This window comes from Pseudomonas sp. CCI1.1 (assembly GCF_034348165.1).
Classification (GTDB): Bacteria; Pseudomonadota; Gammaproteobacteria; order Pseudomonadales; family Pseudomonadaceae; genus Aquipseudomonas; species Aquipseudomonas paracarnis.
This window is the reverse complement of the sequence record NZ_CP133780.1, coordinates 1,590,650-1,611,735: the sequence shown is the minus strand read 5'-3', so window position 1 is coordinate 1,611,735 and position 21,086 is coordinate 1,590,650. Positions and strand designations below refer to the sequence as shown.

The window sequence follows — 21,086 nt, the reverse complement described above, 5'->3', positions numbered from 1 at the left end:
CAAGAGATGTTTGAACAAAAGAAACTGCGTCAGCTGTTAGAACACTCAACGCCAATGGCCAGGGTTTCATCTTGCCTGTCTGTCGACTGGGAGGACCGCTATTGCGTGTTCGTCAATCGCTTGGCCGCTGCGCCGCAAGGCCAGACGTCCCGCCCTAATTCGTCAGCTCCCGGGAGCGGGCCACTGGCCGGCGTAGGGTTTGTTGTCAAAGATAGCATTGACGTTCTTGGGTTTGCGACAACCAACGGCACCGCGGCTCTGAACAACAATTATCCGACGTCTGATCATCAACTGGTCGCTCGTCTTAGATCCATGGGCGGCATCTGTGTCGGTAAAGCCAACCTCGATGAAATGAGCTATGGCTGGGCGTCAGACAACGCCTATTACGGGCAGGTGATCAACCCGACCTTTCCCGAGCATTCTCCCGGCGGCAGCAGCGGTGGATGTGCTGCCGCAGTGGCGGGCGGTGCTGCCTGTTTTGCGGTGGGCGAAGATACCGTGGGGTCTGTACGGATTCCCGCGGCGTTCTGTGGGCTCAGCGCTTATAGAGCGCTTTGCGCGCAGCCGGCCAGCCATGAGGTTTGTCCGTTAACGTCCTCTGGCTACGATCAATTAGGCCTGATCGCCCCCTCGATCGATGATATCTCCAAGCTGGAAAGCCTTATTCATGACTATGAAGAGTTGCCCGTCTTAGCGCCTGGGGAACTTTCTATTGCTGTCGCCGCCAATTTCTCGCTGTCGGCGCTGGCGCCAGAGGTTGAAGCCAGTATGCATGACGCGATCTTCAAGCTTGCCGGCGCCGGCGCCACGTTGGTGATGCATGAGGTGCCAGACTCATTTGGCTCGGCCGCCTGCGCATTAACCACGATTGTTAACTACGAATTTTTACCCGCGTTCAATAGTTATCTGGAGAGCCGGGCAGGTGAACCTGCGACGCTGGAACGACTGCTCGACCACCGACACACCCTGGCCGCCCGCCGCATCAGATCATTGGCACTCCCAACGGGTAGACCAGTACAAGCGGTATATGAGCGTGCCCGGCTCACTGCAAATCAAATAGAACAGGATGTGGTTGATTATTTCCAGCAGACCCAGTGCCAAGTGCTCATCCATCCTACAGTCGCAATCAATGTGGCCACGTCGGACATTCACAGTCACGCGTCGACAGACCCTCTTGCGCTGGCCCGGCATGTATCGGTCGCGACCTGTGCCCGGACCATTGCGATGAACTTTTCCATGACCAGTCCGAAAGGGCTGCCGGTCGGCATTGAAATGTTATGCGCGCCGACAATTGATTCAAAACAGGCACTGGCAATCTGCCGCACTATCGAAACTATCGTTAAAGACTGAACCAGCACGAGGGACAGTAGTAAGCCCTGTCATCCACGTTACGAGGCGAAGTTTTATGAGACTTTTAAATGTTGAAATTGAAATAAATTCGCGGTGTAACCGTAAATGCAGCTATTGCCCCGTATCGATTATGCCGTTTCCGCAAGTGCCACGCTTGATTCAAGAGCACGTGCTATCTGCCTTTATCGAGCGGCTGGTTGAAATAGACTTTGATGGCCGGATCTCATTTCATTTCTACAATGAACCGTTAATCCATAAAGGACTGGAAGAGATAATCCGCCGTATTTTGGCGGCAGTGCCAAAATGCCGTCCTGTATTGTTTACCAATGGAGACCTGCTGACCCAGCAGCGCTATGACTCGTTGATCGAAGCTGGCCTGCAAATGATCGTTATCACCTCGCACAGCGGTAAATCCCACCCGCCCCGGCCCAAACAAGTTGTTCAGTTTTCAGACGATCTGGTGCTGACCAATCGCGGTGGAACCATGGAAGACCTGCCCAAGGCCACCGGCGAGGACGTTTCGCAGCGCTGCTTTGCGCCGACAGAGATGCTAATCGTTACCATCACCGGCGACGTGGTCCTTTGCTATGAGGACGCTCATCGCAGCCATGTCATGGGCAATATCTGCGAGCAATCCATTACCCAGATTTGGAATAGCCACGATTACTCGCGCATCCGCGCTGCGTTGGAAGCCGGCAATCGTCAAGGCGCCTGTGAAATGTGCACGCACTGTACAAACCGCGCGCATACCACGGTGGGTATGTCAGACCGATCCGAACCTTTTTGGGACCTAATTTCCTGAGCACTTGCTCGCAACCAGGCACTTTTCAGTCAACAGGTAAAACCCATGAGTATTCACATCGACGCAACGAGCCGTTCTCTCCACACTCCGGCAGGGGCGACTGTTAGCTGGCCTAAATGGCCTTCACACGACAGTGACACGCTGAAGATCGTCAATGAGGTTCTGGAATCGACACGGTGGACAATCAGTGGCGCCTACACAGGGCAGGAGGCGTACGAACGACGCTTTGCCCGAGCGTTTGCCGACTACTGCGGCACGTTGTATTGCACACCTGTCACCAGCGGCACCTCCGCGCTCACCATTTCGCTGCTGGCGCTTGGGGTCGGGGCGGGGGATGAAGTCCTCGTGCCTGGATTGACCTGGGTCGCTTGCGCCTCCGCCACCTGCAGCGTTGGTGCGGTGCCGGTGTTGGTCGATATTGATCCGATGTCCCTGTCGATGTCGCCGCAAGCCGCCCAGGCGCGGATCAACGCCAAGACCAAGGCGATCCTGCTGGTGCATCCTTATTGCCGAACAGCGGACATCGATGCCTTCCTGGACATTTCCGAGCGCTACGCCATTCCATTGATCGAGGATTGCTCTCAAGCCCACGGTGCAATGTGGCGTGGCCGCAAGGTCGGATCGTTTGGTGCGTTGGGCTGTTTCAGTATGCAACAAGCCAAGGTGCTGACCTCGGGCGAGGGCGGTGCAGTGGTGACCTCGGACCCTGTGCTGGCAGAAAAGCTTGAGCAGTTGAGGGCCGACGGGCGGCTATTTTCCGGTACGCCTGTGGAGAGTCGCTTGGAGTTGGTCGAACGGGGTGCGGTACAAGGACAGAACTTTTGCCTGACGGAGTTTCAGTCGGCCATATTGCTGGACAGGTTGCAGCATCTGGACCAGCAGAATACGCAACGTGAAGCATGCGCAGAAACCTTGCGAGCGTTGTTCGAAGGAGAGGAGGACTTCATTACCTTCCTGCGCCGTGATCCACGCAATACGCGCTGTACCTATTACAACCTGGTGATGAAAGTTGGCCTGAAAAAATATTTCCCGGGCTGCACGATCGATGCCCTCGCCCTTGCCATGACCCAAGCGTTGAATGTTCAGGTAAGCCCGCTTTATCAACCAATGAATTCGTTCAGGCTGTACAACCCGCTATCAAGTCCGAGAATCAAAAACTTTTCCAACAGGCTTGATTTCGAGCCCGCGCGCTATCCATTGCCCCAGGCTGAGTCCGCCCGGCTGGATCACATCACCCTGCCGAACTGGGTCTTGCTTGGCGGCGCCGACTCAGCGCACCGCATCGCGATGGCTCTCAGGGACCTGGCCGCGCAGCCGCACAAGGTGCTCGCCGCTCGGCAGGCTCCGACGGCTGACGCTTTTTAAATTACACCCAAGAGGGTACAGGTCATGAAGACCGTGAGCGTCACCATTGTCGGGCTCGGACCCCGTGGGCTTTGCGTGCTGGAGCGTATCCTGTCGCTGGCGGCGCGACGCCCGCAGCAGCAGGTTCAAATTGTGATTGTGAACAAAGGGCTACCGGGCCAGGGGGTACATGGCCAGACGCTGTCCGACAGGTTCTTGCTCAATACGGTGGCGGGCTTGTTGACCCTGATCCCAGGCGACGAATTCCAACCGTCATTGGTCAAAGACATGTTCGCGGATTTTCTGCCCTGGTTGAAACAGCAGGGCGTAGCGGCGCAAAGTGGCGCCTATGTGCCACGACGCTGGTTTGGTGCCTACTGTCACGCGCTGTACCAGTTGTTGTTGGAGCATTGCCCGGCCAATTGCCAAGTCGAATATGTCGATGACGAGGCCGTCGATATACAACAGGATGGCCCGCAAGAGATCACTCGTCTGCTGAGTGATCGCAGCATTGTCAGCGACTACGTGGTCATTGCCGTCGGCCATTTGCTGCCGGCTGCCAATTGCGCCGAAACGATCACGGACATCTACCAGGCCGGGCTTGATCGCCAGGACATACCGGCCGGTAGCACCGTCGGAATCCAGGGGTTTGGCTTGACGGCCATGGATGCGATCGCTGAGTTGACCCGAGGCAGGGGCGGTGTATTTGCCGACGGTGTTTATAAGGCAGCAGGTACCGAACCTGCCATTGTCCTTTTTTCGCGCAGCGGGTTGCCGTCGCGAGCACGACCGGTCGATGACGGACTCGCTGAGTTCGAACCCCAACTGCGCTTCGATGAGCGAGCTGCATTGGCAATGCGCGAGCAGCATGGTTGCGGAACGATTAATTTCATGACGCAAATTTATCCCTTGCTTGCTCAGGACGTCGCACGGGTCGCACTTGAACAAGATGTACCGGCCGAAACGGCAACGGCGTTGATGAGTCGCCTGCTATGGGCTGAGCTCCCTCAGGCAAGTAGCGAAGAATATGCCGCCGGTGTCGTTCAGTTCATCACCAATGATTTGCACCAAGCCCGCCTTGGCCTGGCGGGCAGCGCGCAAAAGCGCGCCCTTGAAGTATTGATGAGCGCCCGGGAATCGATCAGGGCCATCGTTAATCATGGGGGGCTGGCGCCATCCTCCCATAATTGGTTCTACAACCACTTTGCCTCTGCAATCAATCGCAATGTGATCGGCCCGCAGTATGATCGACAGGAAGAGTTGCTGATGTTGATCAACGCAGGGGTTGTCTCAACGCCACTGGGGCCCGCACCTGAGTTGCATTGGGTATCGGAAAAACGATGCTGGAATGTGCAGTCGACGGTATTTGCCGATCCGGTAAGCATCGACCTGGATCACCTTCTGCAAGGTTACACGGCCCAACCGACATTGAAGAACACAACCAGCGTCCTGTTCGCCGGGCTGATGGAAGGCGGGCGTGTGCACTCACGCAATGGATCTTGGCTCGCCACCCCGGGGGTTGCGGTCAGTGCCGGATCACACTGCATATCGGCCCAAGGCATAGCACAAGCACGGTTGTTCGCTACCGGCGTAATGAGTGAGGGCAGCACCTATTACAACTGGTATGTGCCCACCATCGAGAGTCAATCCAGGCCGTTCGTAGAGGCGCAAAGCATCGCCTGTGCGATATTGGGAGGTGGCGGTCTATGAGCGCAACTGAGCGTAAGATCGCCTGGGTAACGGGTGCCAGCTATGGCATTGGCCTGGCGATCGCCGATGCCTTGAGACAGGCAGGCTACGCTGTCGTGACCCTGCAGCGCAGCGGTGGTGATGTTGACTGCGATTTCTATCAGGCTGGCGATATAGGTCAGGCTTGGAGTGCGGCCGAAAAACTCTCCGGCCCCCCGGACCTGATGGTATTGAACGCTGGCGCCTGTGTTGATGACGATTTCGTCAACACCCACCTATCCACACTGGAGTCGACCTTTGCATTGAACGTCTTCAGCCCCATGTTACTTGCCCGGTTGGCTATTCGCAGCTGGCAGTCGCGGAGCAAGATGGGGCATATCATTTTCATTGGTTCCCAGGCGGCCCTGCCAGGGGCCAGGCAGACGGGCAATACCCTTTACACTGCCGCCAAAGGTGCCCTGCATGCGCTGATCGGGCCGCTGGCCTGGGAGTGTGGCCCGGCCATCAGGATTAACTGCATTGCGCCGGGTGATGTGATGACTCCGGGAGAAGAAAGGAGCCTGCAGGCGAGGTCGGACAAGACTGGAACGCAAGTGGCCGCATTGGTCGATCTGATAGCGGAAAATACGGCACTCAAACGATGGGTGAGGCCTGAAGAGGTGGCCCAGGCGGTCGTGTTTCTCGAACAATGTGGCGCAATGACCGGTACGCTGTTGAACCTGAGTGCCGGCTCTTGCATCCATTGAACGTTCCGATCACAAGCGCGTTACGTGGGGCGATTGCACGGCGATTGCATAACCGCTGCAAGTGGCGTCATTGTGAAGGGTCCTGTGATATCTACCATTTTTGAAGTGCAACGCAATGCCGTCATCGACGGCGTAGGCGGGATGAATGCGTTGGTTGCAAATCAGTTCGACAAAGGACGTTTCTCGCCCCTCTTCAGAATTGAAGTGCGGGCACAGCGCACCGGGCAGCAAGCCCAGTCCATCGATCAGCGCAAAAGCCCCCCCGGAATCCGAGTGGCCGAAATCGAACCAGCATATGGCACCCGCGCTGACGCCACACAGGACCTTGCCCTGGTCCCCGGCGGCTTTCAAAAGATCAATAACACCAAACTCGCGCCAGACCGCCAACATCGCACGGGTGTTACCACCGGCGACGTAAACGATGTCAGCCTTCTCGAACATCGATGAAATCTGCTGCGCATGAGGGAAGGGCGGGGTGAAGAATGCGAGCGGGATGACGGGGCAGCCGACCGCAGCATACTTGTTCGAGAAATCTGAGATTTTCTCCGGGTCATCGCCATTGGCGGTGGAGATATAAAGGACCACGGGCGCTGCTTTTCCGGTCAACGAAATAATGTATTCATCAATCGGTGTCATGCACTTCACATCGTCATCGGACTCGCCTCCAATGACAATAATATTTTTATTCGACATATATTCTGTCCCGCTGTTTTAAAGATATTGTGATTATGTTTACTTCGAATAGAGACTTGTCAAGTCAAGGCCGCGAATTGACTACAATTTACCATAAAAATATCGCATTTAACCATTTGGTTCATAGGCTATTTCTATATCAGATGAGCACCGTATATCGGATTCTCCATTTATTATTAATTTGCAATACAGTCTCTGCGCCGAGAGATAAGGGCTTTTGTAAGACTTTTCCCTATGATCTTGGGCGCTAGGTTTTGTCGAGAACAGCAAGAACCACTGGCGCTGCACAGCATCTACACTTATATTTCACTTGAAATGCGTTCCACGCACGACAAAGTATATGCCATGTTGTCAATGGCGTTTCCGCTTTAAACTCTAATCTTGGTAAAGACTAGGAAACTGACCAGTGTGATCACATTTAATACAGGAGGTGGAGTGTGTATGCATGGATCAGCAGTTTGAGTCAGCGATTTAAGACATGTGCGTGTGAAGAACATGCAACTGAAACCATGCAGGACGTCATCGGTGATTTGGGATTTTACTATTTTTCCTTCGCTGTTCGGTCGGCGACGCCATTCGTAAAGCCGATGACTAAAATTTCCGGGACTTATCCCTTACATTGGGTAACGCGATACCTGGACTTTCATCATTCTAGCAAGAACGAGCTTATTGCGAAGCACTCGAAATCGTCATCGCTGGTCATCTGGGATCATCGCTTACTCGCGGGCGTCGATAAGACACTGTCCGATGAGGCTGTTCGGCACGGCTTAAAGTACGGTTGCACCCTGACCTTACGTGACTTTAATAACTCATTGTTGACCTTTTCTGTGGCTAGGCCCCTGAAAGCGATCAGCGCGAGTGAAGCGCAGGAGCTGGCTTTGAAGCTCAGGGTATTGATTGAAGTTTTCAGTGAAGGGATTGACGTGAAGGAAACCGGTGAGACTAGCGCTAGGGAACCGTTGTTGACGGAACGCGAACGCCAAATATTGCAGTGGACTGCCGAAGGCAAGAGTTCGGCAGAGGTGGCAATAATCCTGAGCATTTGCGCTGATACGGTAAATTACCATTTAAATAACGTTAAAAATAAGCTCGGCGTTTCGAACAAGACCTCAGCAGTTGCCTATGGTGTTGCGCTCGGCCTGCTTTGAGCTTGAGCAGGTATGGGCATGTACTGGATGTCGTCTACTAAGATGTCATGCCCAATGCGACAATTTTTTTGTATAGCGTAGATCGACCAATCTTCAGGCGTCTGGCCGCCTCCACCACATTCCCCGCGCACGCCTGCAACGCCGTGCCAATTACCTGCCGATCAAATCGTTCCCTTGCTGCCGTATAGGTTTCGCCCTCGACCGCCGCCACCTGCCCCCGTCGCACCGGCCTGAACGTGCCAATCGCTGCGCGAATCTCTTCGACGTTCAACACCAGGTCATCACTCAACAGCGCCGCACGCTCCAGCACATTGCGCAGCTCGCGGATATTGCCCGGCCAGGCATGTTGGGCCAACAGCGCCAGGGCATCGCGGTCCAGTTCGTGCTGGCTGCGCAACTCCTCAAGGATCGCCTCGCTCAATGCCGGAATATCCTCCAGCCGCTCACGCAACGGCGGCACCTGGATCGGCAGCACATTGAGGCGGTAATACAGATCGGCACGAAACTCGCCACGCTTGATCGCTGCCTCCAGGTCCATGGACGTCGCGGCAATCACCCGCACATCACTGTGCAGCATCTCGTTGGAGCCCACCGGTTCGAATTCCTTTTCCTGCAACACCCGCAGCAATTTGCTTTGCAGTGGCAGCGGCATGTCGCCGATTTCATCGAGAAACAACGTGCCGCCCTGGGCGATCTGGAATTTGCCGGGGCGACCCTTGCGGTCGGCACCGGTAAAGGCGCCGGGCGCAGTGCCGAAGAACTCGGCTTCAAGCAGGTCATGGGGAATCGCCGCGCTATTGATGCTCACAAAAGCTTTGTGCGCCCGGGGCGATGCGCCGTGGATGGCCTGGGCGAGCAACTCCTTGCCGGTGCCGGTTTCCCCGAGCAGCAATACCGGCGACTCGGCACTCGCACTGCGCCGCGCCCGGCGCTTGACCTCAAGGCTGGCGGCGCTGGTGCCGATAAAGTGCGCAAAGTTGTATTTGCTTTGCCGCGAACGCAGCAGCGAGCGCGTGGAGGCCAGCTCCTGCTGCATGCTCAGGTAGCGCTCGATCAGCGGCGACAGGTTGCGCAGTTCATCGAACAGCGCAAACCCGATCGCCCCGATCACCGCCCCGGCCTCGTCGTGGATCGGCAGGCGCATCACCACCAGTGGGCCTTTGGGAGTGTCCTGGATATCCAGCAGGATCGGCCGGTCGTTGCGCACCACCTGGCGCAGCAGGCTGTTGGAAATCACCTGCTCGCAAGGCTGGCCAATGGCTTGGTCGGCGCTCTTGAGGCCAAAGCGCTTGGCGTAACGCTCGTTCATCCACACGATATTTGCATCGCGGTCGACGATGACCGTGCCCTCGCTGGACTGCTCGATGATCTCGAACAGCGACTGGATGGCCAGGCCGCGAACCTGTTGGTAGTCCTTGAGGCTGGTACTCATGGGTACAGAATCCTGTTAATGATCGTTCCCACGCTCTGCGTGGGAATGCCTACCGTGACGCTCTGCGTCACTTGGCGTAGGGCCAAGACACGACGCGGAGCGTCTCGGGTTGTGTTCCCACGCAGAGCGTGGGAACAATCTCACCTCACAAAGGGATGTGCGCTGCTGCCAGCAGTTCTTTGGTGTACGGGTGTTGGGGCGATTCGAACACCTCATGGCTCGCGCCACGCTCCACCACCTTGCCATCCTTGACCACGATCATGTCATGGGCCATGGCGCGCACCACCGCCAGGTCATGGCTGATGAACAGGTAGGTCAGGCCGTATTTGTCCTGCAGTTCGCGCAGCAGCGCCACCACTTGTTTCTGCACCGTACGGTCCAGGGCCGAGGTGGGTTCGTCGAGCAGCATCAGCGCTGGCTTGAGTACCAGGGCGCGGGCAATGGCGATGCGTTGGCGCTGGCCACCGGAAAACTCATGGGGGTAGCGATGTCGGCTGGCAGGGTCGAGGCCCACGTCCTTGAGCACCTGGACCACTTGCGCATCGCGGTCGGCCAGGCTGCACGGGGCATGCACTTCCAGGCCCTCGCTGATGATCTGCTGCACCGACATGCGCGGGCTGAGGCTGCCATAGGGGTCCTGGAACACCACCTGCATCTGCTTGCGCCATGGGCGCATCTGCTGATGGTTGAGCGGGTCCAGAGCTTCACCCTGAAAGCGGATGCTGCCGCTGGAGTCGAGCAAGCGCAGGATCGCCTGGCCCAGGGTGGACTTGCCGGAGCCGGACTCGCCGACAATCCCCAGGGTCTTGCCGCGCTGCACGCTGAGGCTGATGCCGTCCACTGCGCGCAGGTAGGTCTTGGCCCGGAACAGTCCGCCACCGAGAGGGAATTGCACGCTCAGGTCGTCCACTTCCAGTACCGTGTCACGCGGCTCGCTGCACAGCACGTCGCCCGAGGGCTCGGCATCCAGCAGCAGGCGGCTGTAGGGATGCTGGGGGGCGGTGAACAAGGCCTGGCAGTCGGCCTGCTCGACGATTTCCCCGGCACGCATCACGCAGACCCGCTGGGCGATACTGCGTACCAGGTTGAGGTCATGGCTGATCAGCAGCAGCGACATGCCCAGGCGTTGTTGCAAGGACTTGAGCAGCAGCAGGATCTTGCGCTGCACCGTCACGTCCAGCGCCGTGGTGGGCTCGTCGGCAATCAGCAGTTCGGGCTCGCAGGCCAGGGCCATGGCGATCATCACCCGCTGGCGCTGGCCGCCGGACAATTGATGGGGGTAGGCCTTGAGCCGTTCCTGGGGCTTCTGGATGCCCACCAGTTCCAGCAGTTCGAGGATGCGCGCCTGCGCCGCCTTGCCGCCCAGGCCCTTGTGCAGCAGCAGGGTTTCGCCGATCTGCTTTTCGATGCTGTGCAGGGGGTTCAGGGAGGTCATCGGCTCCTGGAAGATCATGGCAATGCGGTTGCCGCGCAATTTTTGCAAGGTACTCGGTGAGGCGCCGATCAGTTCCTGGCCGCGATACTTGATCGAACCCAGGGTTTGGGTGCCGGCTTGTGGCAGCAGTTGCAGGATAGAGTGGGCCGTCACCGACTTGCCCGAGCCCGACTCGCCCACCAGCGCCAGGCACTCGCCAGGGCGCACGTCCAGGCTCAGGTTGCGCACGACGGTCTGGCCGTTGAAGGCGACGCACAGGTCGCGGATTTCGATCAGGTTCATACGCGGTCACTCATGAGCGGGGGTCGAAGGCATCACGCAATGCCTCGCCGATAAACACCAGCAACGACAGAATCAGCGCCAGGGTGAAAAACGCCGTCAAGCCCAGCCACGGCGCTTGCAGGTTCTGCTTGCCCTGGCCGATCAGCTCGCCCAGGGACGCGCTGCCGGCGGGCATGCCGAAGCCAAGGAAATCCAGGGCGCTCAAGGTGGATATCGCCCCGGTCAAAATGAACGGCAAATAGCTGAGGGTCGCGGTCATGGCGTTGGGCAGGATGTGCCGACGAATGATCTTGCCGTCGCCCAGGCCCAGGGCGCGCGCGGCCTTGACGTATTCCAGGTTGCGCCCGCGCAGGAACTCGGCGCGCACCACGTCCACCAGGGCCAGCCAGGAAAACAGCGCCATGATCCCCAGCAACCACCAGAAATTCGGCTCCACAAACCCCGACAGGATAATCAGCAGGTACAGCACCGGCAGGCCAGACCACACCTCCAGGATGCGCTGGCCGAGCAAGTCTACCCAGCCACCGTAGTATCCCTGCAACGCCCCGGCGGCAATGCCAATGACGGCGCTGATGGCGGTCAGGGCCAGGGCAAACAGGATCGACACCCGTGCACCAAAGATCACCCGGGCCAACACATCGCGGGACTGGTCATCGGTGCCCAGCCAGTTCACCGCCGACGGCGGGCTCGGGGCAGGGCGGGTGAGTTCGTAGTTGGGCGTGTCATCGCTGAAAGGAATTGGCGGAAACAGCATCCAGCCGCCCTCCTGCTTGATCAGCTTTTGCACGTAGTCACTGCGGTAGTCCGCCTGGAACGGCAACTGCCCACCGAACTGCTGCTCGGTGTAGCGCTTGAACACCGGAAAATACAGCTCGTTCTTGAAACTGAGCACCAGCGGCTTGTCATTGGCGATCAACTCGCCGCCCAGGGTCAGGATAAACAGGCCGATAAACAGCCACAGCGACCACCAGCCACGGCGGTTTTTCTTGAAGCGCTCGAAGCGTCGGCGGGCCACGGGGGAGAGGTTGAGCATCAGGCGTTCCTCGCGGCGAAGTCGATACGCGGGTCCACCAGGGTGTAGCAGAGGTCACCGATGAGTTTTATCAAGAGGCCGAACAGGGTGAAGATAAACAGCGAGCCGAACACCACCGGGTAGTCGCGGGACACGGCCGCCTCGTAGCTCATGCGGCCCAGGCCATCGAGGGAGAAGATCACCTCGATCAGCAGCGAACCGGCAAAGAACACGCTGATAAACGCTTGGGGAATCCCCGAGATCACCAGCAACATCGCATTGCGGAACACGTGACCGTACAGCACCCGGCGTTCGCTCAAACCCTTGGCGCGGGCGGTGACCACGTACTGGCGGGTAATTTCATTGAGGAACGAGTTCTTGGTGAGGATGGTCAAGGTGGCGAACCCGCCGATCACCAACGCGGTTACCGGCAATACCAGGTGCCAGAAGTAGTCGGCGATTTTGCCCACGGTGCTCAGTTCGGCGAAGTTTTCCGAGACCAGCCCGCGTACCGGGAACCAGTTCAGCGAGGTACCGCCAGCGAACACCACGATCAGGAACATTGCAAACAGGAACGCCGGCATCGCGTAACCGATGACGATGGCCGTGCTGCTCCACATATCAAAGCTGCTGCCATGGCGCACGGCCTTGCGTATGCCCAACGGGATCGACACCAGGTAGGTGATCAGCGTGGCCCACAGGCCGAGGGAAATGGTGACGGGCATCTTTTCCAGGATCAGGTCAGTTACCGTTGCGCCGCGAAAGAAGCTGTTGCCGAAGTCCAGTTGGGCGTAATTCTTGAGCATCAACCACAGGCGTTCCGGCGCGGATTTGTCGAAGCCGTATTGTTTCTCGATGTCCTTGATCAGCTTTGGGTCCAGACCGCGGCTGGCTCGCGAGCCGCTGATGCCTTCGCCGGATGCGCCGGCTACACCACCGCCGCCAATGCCTTGCAAGTGGGCGATAGCTTGCTCCACCGGCCCGCCGGGCGCGGCCTGCACGATCACGAAGTTCACCAACAGGATGATCACCAGCGTCGGGATGATCAGCAGCAGGCGCCGTACGATATAGGCAAACATCAGTGGGCCTCTCCGCGTTTTTTCAACTCAGCCTGCATTTGTTCGTTCGTCAGCGGGGTGGGGCTGACTTCCCACCAGGTTTCCAGGGCTTCGTCGTTCTTCGCCTCGATGGCCGGGCGACCGAAACGGTTCCACCATGCGGCGGAGGTGCCCGGTGGGTAATAGTTGGGGATCCACAGGTAATTCCATTGCAGCACGCGGTCCAGGGCGTGGGCATAGGTGAGCATCTTCGCCTGGGTATCAGCCTTGACCAGGCCATGGATCAGGGTATCGACGGCCGGGTCCTTGAGCACGATGTAGTTGTTGGCGCCCGAATCGAACGCGGCGGCAGAGCCGAAATAGTTGTACAGCTCCATGCCGGGCGAGGTGGTGACCGGGAAACCCGTGACGATCATGTCGTAGTCGCGGGCCATCAGTCGGTTGACGTATTGCGAGGAGTCGATGCGGCGGATATTCAGGGTGATGCCGATCTGCGCCAGGTTACGTTTGTAGGGCAGCAACAGGCGCTCAAGGCCGTTCTGGACGTTGAGGAAGGTGAATTCCAGTGGCTCGCCCTGGGCATTGACGAGTTTGTCGCCCACAGGTTTCCAGCCGGCGTCTTCCAGCAGGGCCAAGGCTTGCAGCTGTTTGTCGCGGATCATGCCACTGCCATCGGTGACCGGGGCCTTGAACACCTGGGTAAACACCTCGTCGGGAACCTGACCGCGCAGGGGTTCGAGGATCGCCAGTTCTTCCGGGGTCGGTAACTGGCTGGCGGCCAGCGGGCTATTGGAGAAATAGCTCTGCTGGCGGATGTACAGGTTGCGCATCATTTGGCGGTTGGCCCATTCAAAGTCCCACAGCATCGCCAGGGCCTGGCGCACGCGGCGATCCTTGAACATCGGTTTTTGCACATTGAACACATAGCCCTGGGCCGGCTGCGGCATCTCCTTGGCCAGGTGCGCGCGCTGCAGACGGCCATCGTCCAGGGCCGGGCCGTTGTAGCCGATGGAGTAACCGGTGGCGGAGAATTCACGGTTGAAATCATAGGCGCCGCCGCGTAGCACTTGGCGCGCTACTTCGGTGTCGCCGAAGTACTCCAGGCTCAGGTGATCGAAGTTGTACAAGCCGCGGCTGACCGGCAAGTCCTTGCCCCACCAGTCGGGGTCGCGGGTGAAGGTGATGGTACTGCCGGAGTCGATCTTGCTGACCTTGTAAGGGCCGCTGCCCAGTGGCGCTTCGTAGCCGCCGCCGTTGGCAAAGTCGCGGGTCTTCCACCAGTGCTCGGGGAACACCGGCAAAGTGGCGAGATCCAGAGGGAGGGTGCGGTTTTCGTTGCTGGAAAAATCAAAGCGCACCTGTCGTTCGCCTTCGATTTCGACGTGTTTGACGTCTGCAAATAACGTGCGATAGCGCAGGCTGCCTTGGGTCATCAACACGTCAAAGCTGTAGCGCACGTCTTGCGCGGTAATGGGCGTGCCATCGGCAAAGCGCGCCTTGGGGTTCAGGTAGAAGCGCAGCGACAGGCCGTCGTCGGCCCGTTCCATCTTTTGCGCCACCAGGCCATAGACGGTGTAAGGCTCATCCAGCGAGCGCAACGCCAAGGGTGCATACACCCAGCCGTCGACCTGGGACACGCCGATGCCTTTGTCGATATAGGGCAGCACATGGTCAAACCGCCCCACCTCCAGCGCTGAGCGCCGCAGGCTGCCGCCCTTGGGGGCGTTGGGGTTGGCATAGTCGAAATGGCTGAAACCTTCGGCGTACTTGGCGGGCTCGCCGTACACCGTCAGGTAGGTTTGCGGGGCTGCGATCACCGCAGTGCTGGCCATTAGAAAGGCCAGGGTGGAGCAGAGCAGAGATGAAAAAGCCAATCGCATTATCAGCCTTGAGCGCCGGGTAAAGAATAATAAGGATTTGTACGCTAACGGCCTGGGCATCGCCAGTCATCAGATGCACAACGGCCCACCAAAGGGCGGGCCGTTGTTTATAGCATCAGCGCAGATTGAATCAATCCTGGCGGCTGGTGACTTCCAGCAGGTGATAGCCGAACTGGGTCTTCACCGGGCCTTGCACGGTGTTGACCGGGGCACTGAAGACCACGGTGTCGAATTCCTTGACCATCTGGCCTGGGCCGAACGAACCGAGGTCACCGCCCTGACGGCTGGATGGGCAGCTGGAGTTGGCTTTAGCGACTTCTGCGAAATCAGCGCCGCCTTCGATTTGGGCCTTGAGTTCGTTGCACTTGTCTTCAGAGGCAACGAGGATGTGACGGGCGGTGGCTTTGGCCATGGTGAGTAACTCCTAGAGTAAAAAACGGTGAGCGTACCGGATTCAGGCGGTTATTTCTCGGCAAAGTTCCACTGGGTTTTCAGTCGCCGCTGTTTAGGTCATGCCGGTTCAAGGCAGTACGAGATAGTCGTTGCGCTGCACGATCGCTTGGTGCGCTGCTTGCACCAGGTGGATATAGCGGCCGTCCACCAGGTCGATGGGCAGGCAATCGTCGATATCCAGCACCGTGTCGGTGTGGGCCTGGGACCAGTGGCTGAGCATCTGCTGCTTACCTTTGCGCATGGCCTCCTGTTTGTTACGGGCGACCACCAGCAGGTAGTGGTGGGCTTCGCCAAAGCTATTGGCCTCGTAGCCGCCGAGGTTGATGAAGTACAGGCGCGGCGCATCGCCGTGGGGCGCCAGGTGGCTCAGTTCAACCTTCCAGCCGTCGACGCCATCGACGGCCATCCATGAATCGATGTGTACGCCTTTGGGGCTGCCAAACCAGGCGTCGCGTAATTGTGGGTAGGTGGCTTGCAGGGTATCGGCCACTGCGAATACCACATCGTGTACTTCGATCCTGGCTCGCGGGTGCTTTCCCCCGAGCATGACGACAAACAGCATTACCGGTGTTTCCTGGGGAGTGGTTAGAGGGCAACCATACTGCGATTGAGCTGGTTTGTCCGGTTGTGATGAGGCCTGTGTGTCGCGACGCTGAACCTGTGGGAGCTGGCTTGCCTGCGATAACGCCCTGACAAGCAATACCTATCTATCTGACACCCCAGGATCCAACTGTGGGAGCTGGCTTGCCTGCGATAACGCCCTGACAAGCAATACCTATCTACCTGACACCCCACAATCCAACTGTGGGAGCTGGCTTGCTAGCGAAGGCGGCCTGGCAGTCAACACAGTTGGATTGTGTACATATCCATTTCTGCGGTAACGGCCACCTAGGGTTCCGCCCAACGGCGGCTCACTTTCGAAAAGCGCGAAAGTAAGCAAAGCGCTCTTGCCCCACCACTCGGCACCTCGCTTGGGCTCGGTGTGCCCGAACGCAGGCTTGAATCCGTGGGCCGCCGCCACGCGCCATCCATGGCGCGGGGCGGCTAACCCGGCGTCCTGCCGGGTTAGCCACGAATTCAAGCCTGCGTTCGGCCAGCGTGGTTTAACGGGGCGCCTGAGATCAAGATCAAAAGCAGATCAAGATCAACAGCGGCTCGCTTCGCATCGTGGTTACCGTCTTTACTGCTCGCGTTAACCCGTCACTGGGCTGCGCCAGTCATCCGAGCCGAACGTCCCGGCCACTTCGTGAGTCCAGATAATCTTGCGATAGGTGAAGTGCACATCCTCCAGGTGGGTAAAGTGGGCGTTGTCTGGGTCTTGGCAGTTGGGCATGCGAGATTGGATGTCAACGATGGTGGCGCCTTCCAGTTCAATCGTGAAGTAGTGCTCCTGGGTTCCGGCCGAGGAGGTGCGCAGCCACTCCAGGCGGCAGGACACTTCTTCGCCGGTGGTCAGGGCGCTGAACAGCAAGGGTGAGGATTTATCGAAAACCTTGCTGATCATCAGGGGTTTATGCACGCGCTGACCGGTCGGCTGGCCCGATTGCGGGTCGCGGGGAATGATCACCTGATGAGCAAACGCCTGCACCAGAATCTGGTCCTCATGGCCTTCCTGATAAATGTTGCCTACCGAGTCCTGGGTAAATGTGCCTGCCGTAATCAAACCTTGTTTGACACCAGTGATGGAGAGGTACGCGGGTGTGGGCATGACGGGTTTCCTTGCCTGATTGAGTAGGTATTGCCGGGCAGCGAGAGCGCTGAGCGGTCAAGTGCCTTTAACAAGAAGCGTGCCTGAAAGTGTGAGGCTCAATGAAATAAGGGCGAAGAAGACTCAGTGGCCGTTATTGAGAATTTGTTGTAGGGCTGTGGGTGAGTTTTTAGCGCTATTAGTTGCACGCCTATGCGCACTTAGTTGCTCATGTCATGTGTTTTTGTAAATGCAAGGCTGTGGGCGCTTGAGAGTGTTTTCTAGTTGGATAGACTGCGCAAATAACTGCGCATGTCTTTATTTTCAAGCTGCGTAGGATGTTTCTTAAGTTCCGTTCCGTTACTTGCTGATTGTTTTTTTCGTGGCTAAGGTTCGTTCACTTCGATGTGTTTTGAACGGAAGTTAAAAGGTTTTTAACAACGACGTTAATTTTGCCTATTTTGCCTTGGATGGTTGTGTGCAGCCCAAAATAGTTTATTCAGAACAGCTATATGCCTATTGCCAGGAACTTGCCCGGACAGCGTGTTCGCCAAGCAGTTTTGTTGGTAGCGACATGCGTTTTTCAAGCGAGTTTGAGGTGCTGGAAACCGAGTTGGGCAAGGCTCACTCCATTCATGGTGCGGGGCTGCCGGATTGGCAGAAGATCAGCGAGATCAGCGAGTGCATTTTGCGTGAGCATTCCAAGGATCTCCGCGTTGCCGCCTGGTTGACCTGGGCCCTGTATCAGCGTGATTCATTCGCTGGGTTGCTGGCTGGTCTCGGTGTGCTGCGCGAACTCTGCGAGCACCATTGGTCGCAGGTCTATCCAGTTAAGCTGCGTACCCGCGTTGCGGCGTTTGGCTGGTTGGTGTTGCGCCTTGAGCAAGCGTGCGCGCACAACCTGCCGCTCAGTGATCAACGGCCTTTATTCCAGGCGCTGTTGGAACACCTCGAATGTCTCGATCAGATATGGGGTGAACAGCTTGGCAGCGAGGCGCCGCTGCTGTTGCCGGTTCGCCGGCAGCTGTCGGCGCGCTTGGCCCAGGCTGCTGCCGAACCTGGCGACGTCGCGGGCGTCATTGCCCGGGTCAAACCTGCGCCAAGCCCGCTGCCGGCCCCCGAGCAACCGCTCAATAACGAAAAAGACGCGCACAAACGGCTGCGCGCATTGCAGGAGCAGGCTCGGCCTTTATGTACCTGGTGGTTGCGTCAGGATGCGGCCGACCCGCGCGCCTTGCGCCTGGGCCGAACCTTGGCCTGGCTGATGCTCGTCAATTATCCCGACGCCAATAATGAGCGCGTCACGGCGCTGCGCCCATTGGCTACCGACAAGCGCAAGCGCTATCAAGACCGCTTCAGCCAAGGCCATTACGCCGATCTGTTGCTTGAACTCGAGGTCAGCCTGGCCGGTGCAATGTTCTGGTTCGATGGTTTGCGCATGGTCTGGGAGTGCCTGGAGGCCTTGCACGCAGACCTCGCCATGACCGAACTGGAAATGCAATTTGCTCTGCTGCTGCATCGCCTGCCGAACCTGCCTGAGTATCGGTTCGAGGACGGCACGCCCTTTGCCGACTCCGCGACAGGTGAGTGGATCGCATTTCACGTCATGCGTCACCTGCACAAGCCTGAGCCCTCCAATGTCGTCGTCGACAGCGCTGCTCAGCCCTGGGAAGCCGCGTTGCAGGCGGTGATGCCCTGCCTGCGCAAAGACGGGCTCAAGGCCGCGGTGAGTGTGCTCAAGCAAGGGCTGCGGGCGGCGTGTGGTGATCGAGCGCGTTTTCACTGGCACCTGGCGCTGGCCAGGTTGTGTGTGGCGGCCGGCAAGCATGACCTGGCCAGGTTCCAGCTGGAACAACTCGACCTGCAATTACAGCGCACGGGCCTGGAAAGTTGGGAGCCGGAGCTGGCCGTGCAAGTGGGCCAACTGCTGTATCGCTGCTACGACCTGTTGCCACAAAACCAAGCCGTACAAGACGGAAAAGACACCCTGCATCGCCGGTTATGCCATTTCGACCTGGAAGCAGTACTTGAATAGCGCCTCATCAAAAGGAGAAGCACCATGGCCAAAGACGGTTCGGTAGCCCCCAAGGAACGTATCAATATTACCTTCAAACCCGCGGTCGGTAGCGCTCAGGAAGATGTCGAACTGCCGTTGAAGCTGCTGGTGCTGGGGGATTTTTCCCAGCGCGCGGACCCACGCAAACTCGAAGATCGCAAGCCCATCGGTATCGACAAGCACACCTTTGACGAGGTGTTGGCCAAGCAAGCATTGAGCCTGACGCTGAGCGTTCCCAACCGCCTCCAGGATGCAGCCGACGTGGAAGAACTGCCGGTTCAGGTGCGAATTAACACCATGAAGGACTTCAACCCCGCGAACCTGGTGGAGCAGATCCCGCAATTGCAAAAGTTGATGGCATTGCGTGAGGCATTAGTGGCGCTCAAGGGACCGCTGGGCAATACGCCCAGCTTTCGCAACGCTATCGAGCGGGCGTTGGCCAATGGTGACTCTCGCGCACGAGTGCTCGCCGAACTGGGCCTGGATAGGCCTCAAGCCTGACGTTTTCAGTAAAAGGACACTGACACCATGACCACCATTCAACACGGCACGCAACCCGTACAGGTTATCGAAAGCGGTAGCATCCTCGATAACATCATTTCCCAGACATTGCTCAGCGCCGACGACGAGGCTTATGGCATCGCCAAGCGCGGCGTGTCGGCGTTTATCGCAGAGCTGGTCAAGCCACATAATTGTGACGAACCCGTAAAGAAACGCCTGGTCGACCGGATGATCGCCGAGATCGACACCAAGCTCAGCGAACAAATGGATGAGATCCTTCACCATCCGGACTTCCAGGCGTTGGAGGCTTCGTGGCGAGGCTTGCAGTTGCTGGTCGATCGCACCAATTTTCGCGAGAACATCAAGATCGAACTGCTGAATGTTTCGCGCGAGGACCTGTTGGATGATTTCGAAGATTCATCGGAAATTACCCAGTCCGGGTTATACAAGCACGTCTATAGCGCCGAATACGGTCAGTTCGGCGGTCAGCCAGTGGGCGCGATCATTGCCAATTACTTTCTTTCGCCCAGTGCGCCCGATGTGAAACTGATGCAATACGCATCCAGCGTCGCCGGCATGGCCCACGCGCCCTTTATCGCTGCAGCGGGGCCAAGTTTCTTCGGCTTGGAAAGCTTCACCGGGTTGCCCGACCTGAAGGATCTGCGGGACCATTTCGAAGGCCCGCAGTTTGCCAAATGGCAAAGTTTCCGGCAGAGCGAAGACGCACGATATATTGGCCTCACCGTGCCGCGCTTTTTGCTGCGCACCCCGTATGACCCCCTTGAGTGCCCGGTCAAGACCTTCGCCTACCAGGAGAACGTGGTTAACAGCCACGAGCATTACTTGTGGGGCAATACCGCCTATGCCTTTGCCACTCGCCTGACCGACAGCTTCGCGCGCTTTCGCTGGTGCCCCAACATTATTGGCCCGCAAAGCGGCGGGGCGGTCGAAGACCTGCCGCTGCATCACTTCCAGAGCATGGGCGAGATTGAAACCAAGATTCCTACGGAGGTGCTGATTTCGGACCGACGTGAGTACGAGCTGGCACAAGAAGGTTTCATCGCCTTGACCATGCGCAAGGGCAGCGATAACGCAGCGTTTTTTTCCGCCAGCTCCGTGCAGAAGCCCAAATCGTTCGGCATCAGTGAGGAGGGCAAGGCGGCAGAGCTGAATTACCGCTTGGGCACCCAATTGCCCTACATGATGGTGGTCAACCGCCTGGCTCATTACCTCAAAGTGCTGCAACGGGAGCAGTTGGGCGCGTGGAAAGAGCGGACGGACCTGGAGTTGGAGCTCAACAAATGGGTTCGCCAATACGTGGCGGACCAGGAAAATCCCAGTGCCGAGGTGCGCGGGCGGCGCCCTTTGCGCGCTGCGCGCATTGTCGTCAGCGATGTCGAGGGCGAGCCTGGCTGGTACCGGGTCAACGTTACGGTACGCCCGCATTTCAAATACATGGGGGCAGACTTCACGTTGTCCCTGGTCGGGAAGCTCGATAAAGAATGAGCAGAAGCCAGG

General features: G+C 58.0%; 18 protein-coding genes. 9 read left to right on the top strand and 9 right to left on the bottom strand.

Annotated elements, in window-relative coordinates; all coding sequences use genetic code 11:
* Positions 1–6: 6 nt before the first annotated feature.
* The 5 genes from RHM69_RS06945 to RHM69_RS06925 are packed head-to-tail and all read left to right on the top strand — an operon-like array spanning position 7 to position 5,931.
* Positions 7–1,350, top strand: coding sequence for an amidase family protein (locus RHM69_RS06945; protein ID WP_200600861.1), 1,344 nt, complete (start codon positions 7–9; stop codon positions 1,348–1,350).
* Positions 1,351–1,405: 55 nt separating this feature from the next.
* Positions 1,406–2,152: a radical SAM/SPASM domain-containing protein gene (locus RHM69_RS06940; protein WP_200600863.1), complete on the top strand. Its 747-nt coding sequence runs from the start codon at positions 1,406–1,408 to the stop codon at positions 2,150–2,152.
* 45 nt (positions 2,153–2,197) lie between these two features.
* Positions 2,198–3,517 carry a DegT/DnrJ/EryC1/StrS family aminotransferase gene (locus RHM69_RS06935; RefSeq protein WP_200600865.1) on the top strand — a complete coding sequence of 440 codons (1,320 nt, stop codon included), beginning with the start codon at positions 2,198–2,200 and terminating at the stop codon, positions 3,515–3,517.
* A gap of 24 nt (positions 3,518–3,541) precedes the next feature.
* Complete coding sequence (locus tag RHM69_RS06930) at positions 3,542–5,206, top strand: FAD/NAD(P)-binding protein (protein WP_200600867.1); 1,665 nt, start codon at positions 3,542–3,544, stop codon at positions 5,204–5,206.
* Positions 5,203–5,931, top strand: a complete 729-nt coding sequence (locus tag RHM69_RS06925; protein ID WP_200600869.1) for an SDR family NAD(P)-dependent oxidoreductase — start codon at positions 5,203–5,205, stop codon at positions 5,929–5,931. Before RHM69_RS06930 ends, RHM69_RS06925 begins: the two co-directional genes overlap by 4 nt.
* 9 nt (positions 5,932–5,940) lie before the next feature.
* On the opposite strand, the gene RHM69_RS06920 is transcribed toward RHM69_RS06925, so the two are convergent.
* Positions 5,941–6,624 (bottom strand): peptidase E, encoded by a 684-nt coding sequence (locus RHM69_RS06920; RefSeq protein WP_032903861.1) that lies wholly within the window; start codon positions 6,622–6,624, stop codon positions 5,941–5,943.
* A 437-nt stretch (positions 6,625–7,061) separates the two neighbouring features.
* On the opposite strand from RHM69_RS06920, the gene RHM69_RS06915 reads away from it, so the two are divergent.
* Positions 7,062–7,772, top strand: a complete 711-nt coding sequence (locus tag RHM69_RS06915) for a LuxR C-terminal-related transcriptional regulator (RefSeq protein ID WP_200645966.1) — start codon at positions 7,062–7,064, stop codon at positions 7,770–7,772.
* Positions 7,773–7,809: 37 nt separating this feature from the next.
* On the opposite strand, the gene RHM69_RS06910 is transcribed toward RHM69_RS06915, so the two are convergent.
* The 8 genes from RHM69_RS06910 to RHM69_RS06875 all read right to left on the bottom strand — a co-directional run bounded on the left by RHM69_RS06910 (position 7,810) and on the right by RHM69_RS06875 (position 17,032).
* Positions 7,810–9,204 (bottom strand): sigma-54 interaction domain-containing protein, encoded by a 1,395-nt coding sequence (locus RHM69_RS06910; RefSeq protein WP_200600989.1) that lies wholly within the window; start codon positions 9,202–9,204, stop codon positions 7,810–7,812.
* Positions 9,205–9,349: 145 nt separating this feature from the next.
* Positions 9,350–10,921, bottom strand: a complete 1,572-nt coding sequence (locus RHM69_RS06905) for an ABC transporter ATP-binding protein (protein WP_019817606.1) — start codon at positions 10,919–10,921, stop codon at positions 9,350–9,352.
* 10 nt (positions 10,922–10,931) lie between these two features.
* Complete coding sequence (locus RHM69_RS06900) at positions 10,932–11,954, bottom strand: ABC transporter permease (protein WP_014718210.1); 1,023 nt, start codon at positions 11,952–11,954, stop codon at positions 10,932–10,934.
* Positions 11,954–13,012 (bottom strand): microcin C ABC transporter permease YejB, encoded by a 1,059-nt coding sequence (locus RHM69_RS06895; RefSeq protein ID WP_005788805.1) that lies wholly within the window; start codon positions 13,010–13,012, stop codon positions 11,954–11,956. Before RHM69_RS06895 ends, RHM69_RS06900 begins: the two co-directional genes overlap by 1 nt.
* Positions 13,012–14,871, bottom strand: coding sequence for an extracellular solute-binding protein (locus RHM69_RS06890; RefSeq protein ID WP_014718211.1), 1,860 nt, complete (start codon positions 14,869–14,871; stop codon positions 13,012–13,014). Before RHM69_RS06890 ends, RHM69_RS06895 begins: the two co-directional genes overlap by 1 nt.
* Positions 14,872–15,001: 130 nt before the next feature.
* Positions 15,002–15,283, bottom strand: coding sequence for a peptidylprolyl isomerase (locus RHM69_RS06885; RefSeq protein ID WP_014718212.1), 282 nt, complete (start codon positions 15,281–15,283; stop codon positions 15,002–15,004).
* 108 nt (positions 15,284–15,391) lie between these two features.
* A complete protein-coding gene (locus tag RHM69_RS06880) occupies positions 15,392–15,886 on the bottom strand; it encodes a DUF1543 domain-containing protein (protein ID WP_014718213.1) in 495 nt (164 codons plus the stop codon).
* Between the two features lie 630 nt (positions 15,887–16,516).
* On the bottom strand, positions 16,517–17,032 hold the full coding sequence (locus RHM69_RS06875) for an Hcp family type VI secretion system effector (RefSeq protein WP_200600991.1): 516 nt from the start codon (positions 17,030–17,032) through the stop codon (positions 16,517–16,519).
* Between the two features lie 469 nt (positions 17,033–17,501).
* Here RHM69_RS06875 and tssA point away from each other — a divergent pair, with 469 nt between their 5' ends.
* The 3 genes from tssA to tssC are packed head-to-tail and all read left to right on the top strand — an operon-like array spanning position 17,502 to position 21,074.
* Positions 17,502–19,046 carry a type VI secretion system protein TssA gene (gene tssA / locus RHM69_RS06870; protein WP_200601012.1) on the top strand — a complete coding sequence of 515 codons (1,545 nt, stop codon included), beginning with the start codon at positions 17,502–17,504 and terminating at the stop codon, positions 19,044–19,046.
* 24 nt (positions 19,047–19,070) lie between these two features.
* Positions 19,071–19,568: a type VI secretion system contractile sheath small subunit gene (tssB, locus tag RHM69_RS06865; protein WP_014718216.1), complete on the top strand. Its 498-nt coding sequence runs from the start codon at positions 19,071–19,073 to the stop codon at positions 19,566–19,568.
* Positions 19,569–19,595: 27 nt separating this feature from the next.
* Positions 19,596–21,074: a type VI secretion system contractile sheath large subunit gene (gene tssC / locus RHM69_RS06860; RefSeq protein WP_014718217.1), complete on the top strand. Its 1,479-nt coding sequence runs from the start codon at positions 19,596–19,598 to the stop codon at positions 21,072–21,074.
* The last annotated feature ends 12 nt before the right edge of the window (positions 21,075–21,086 follow it).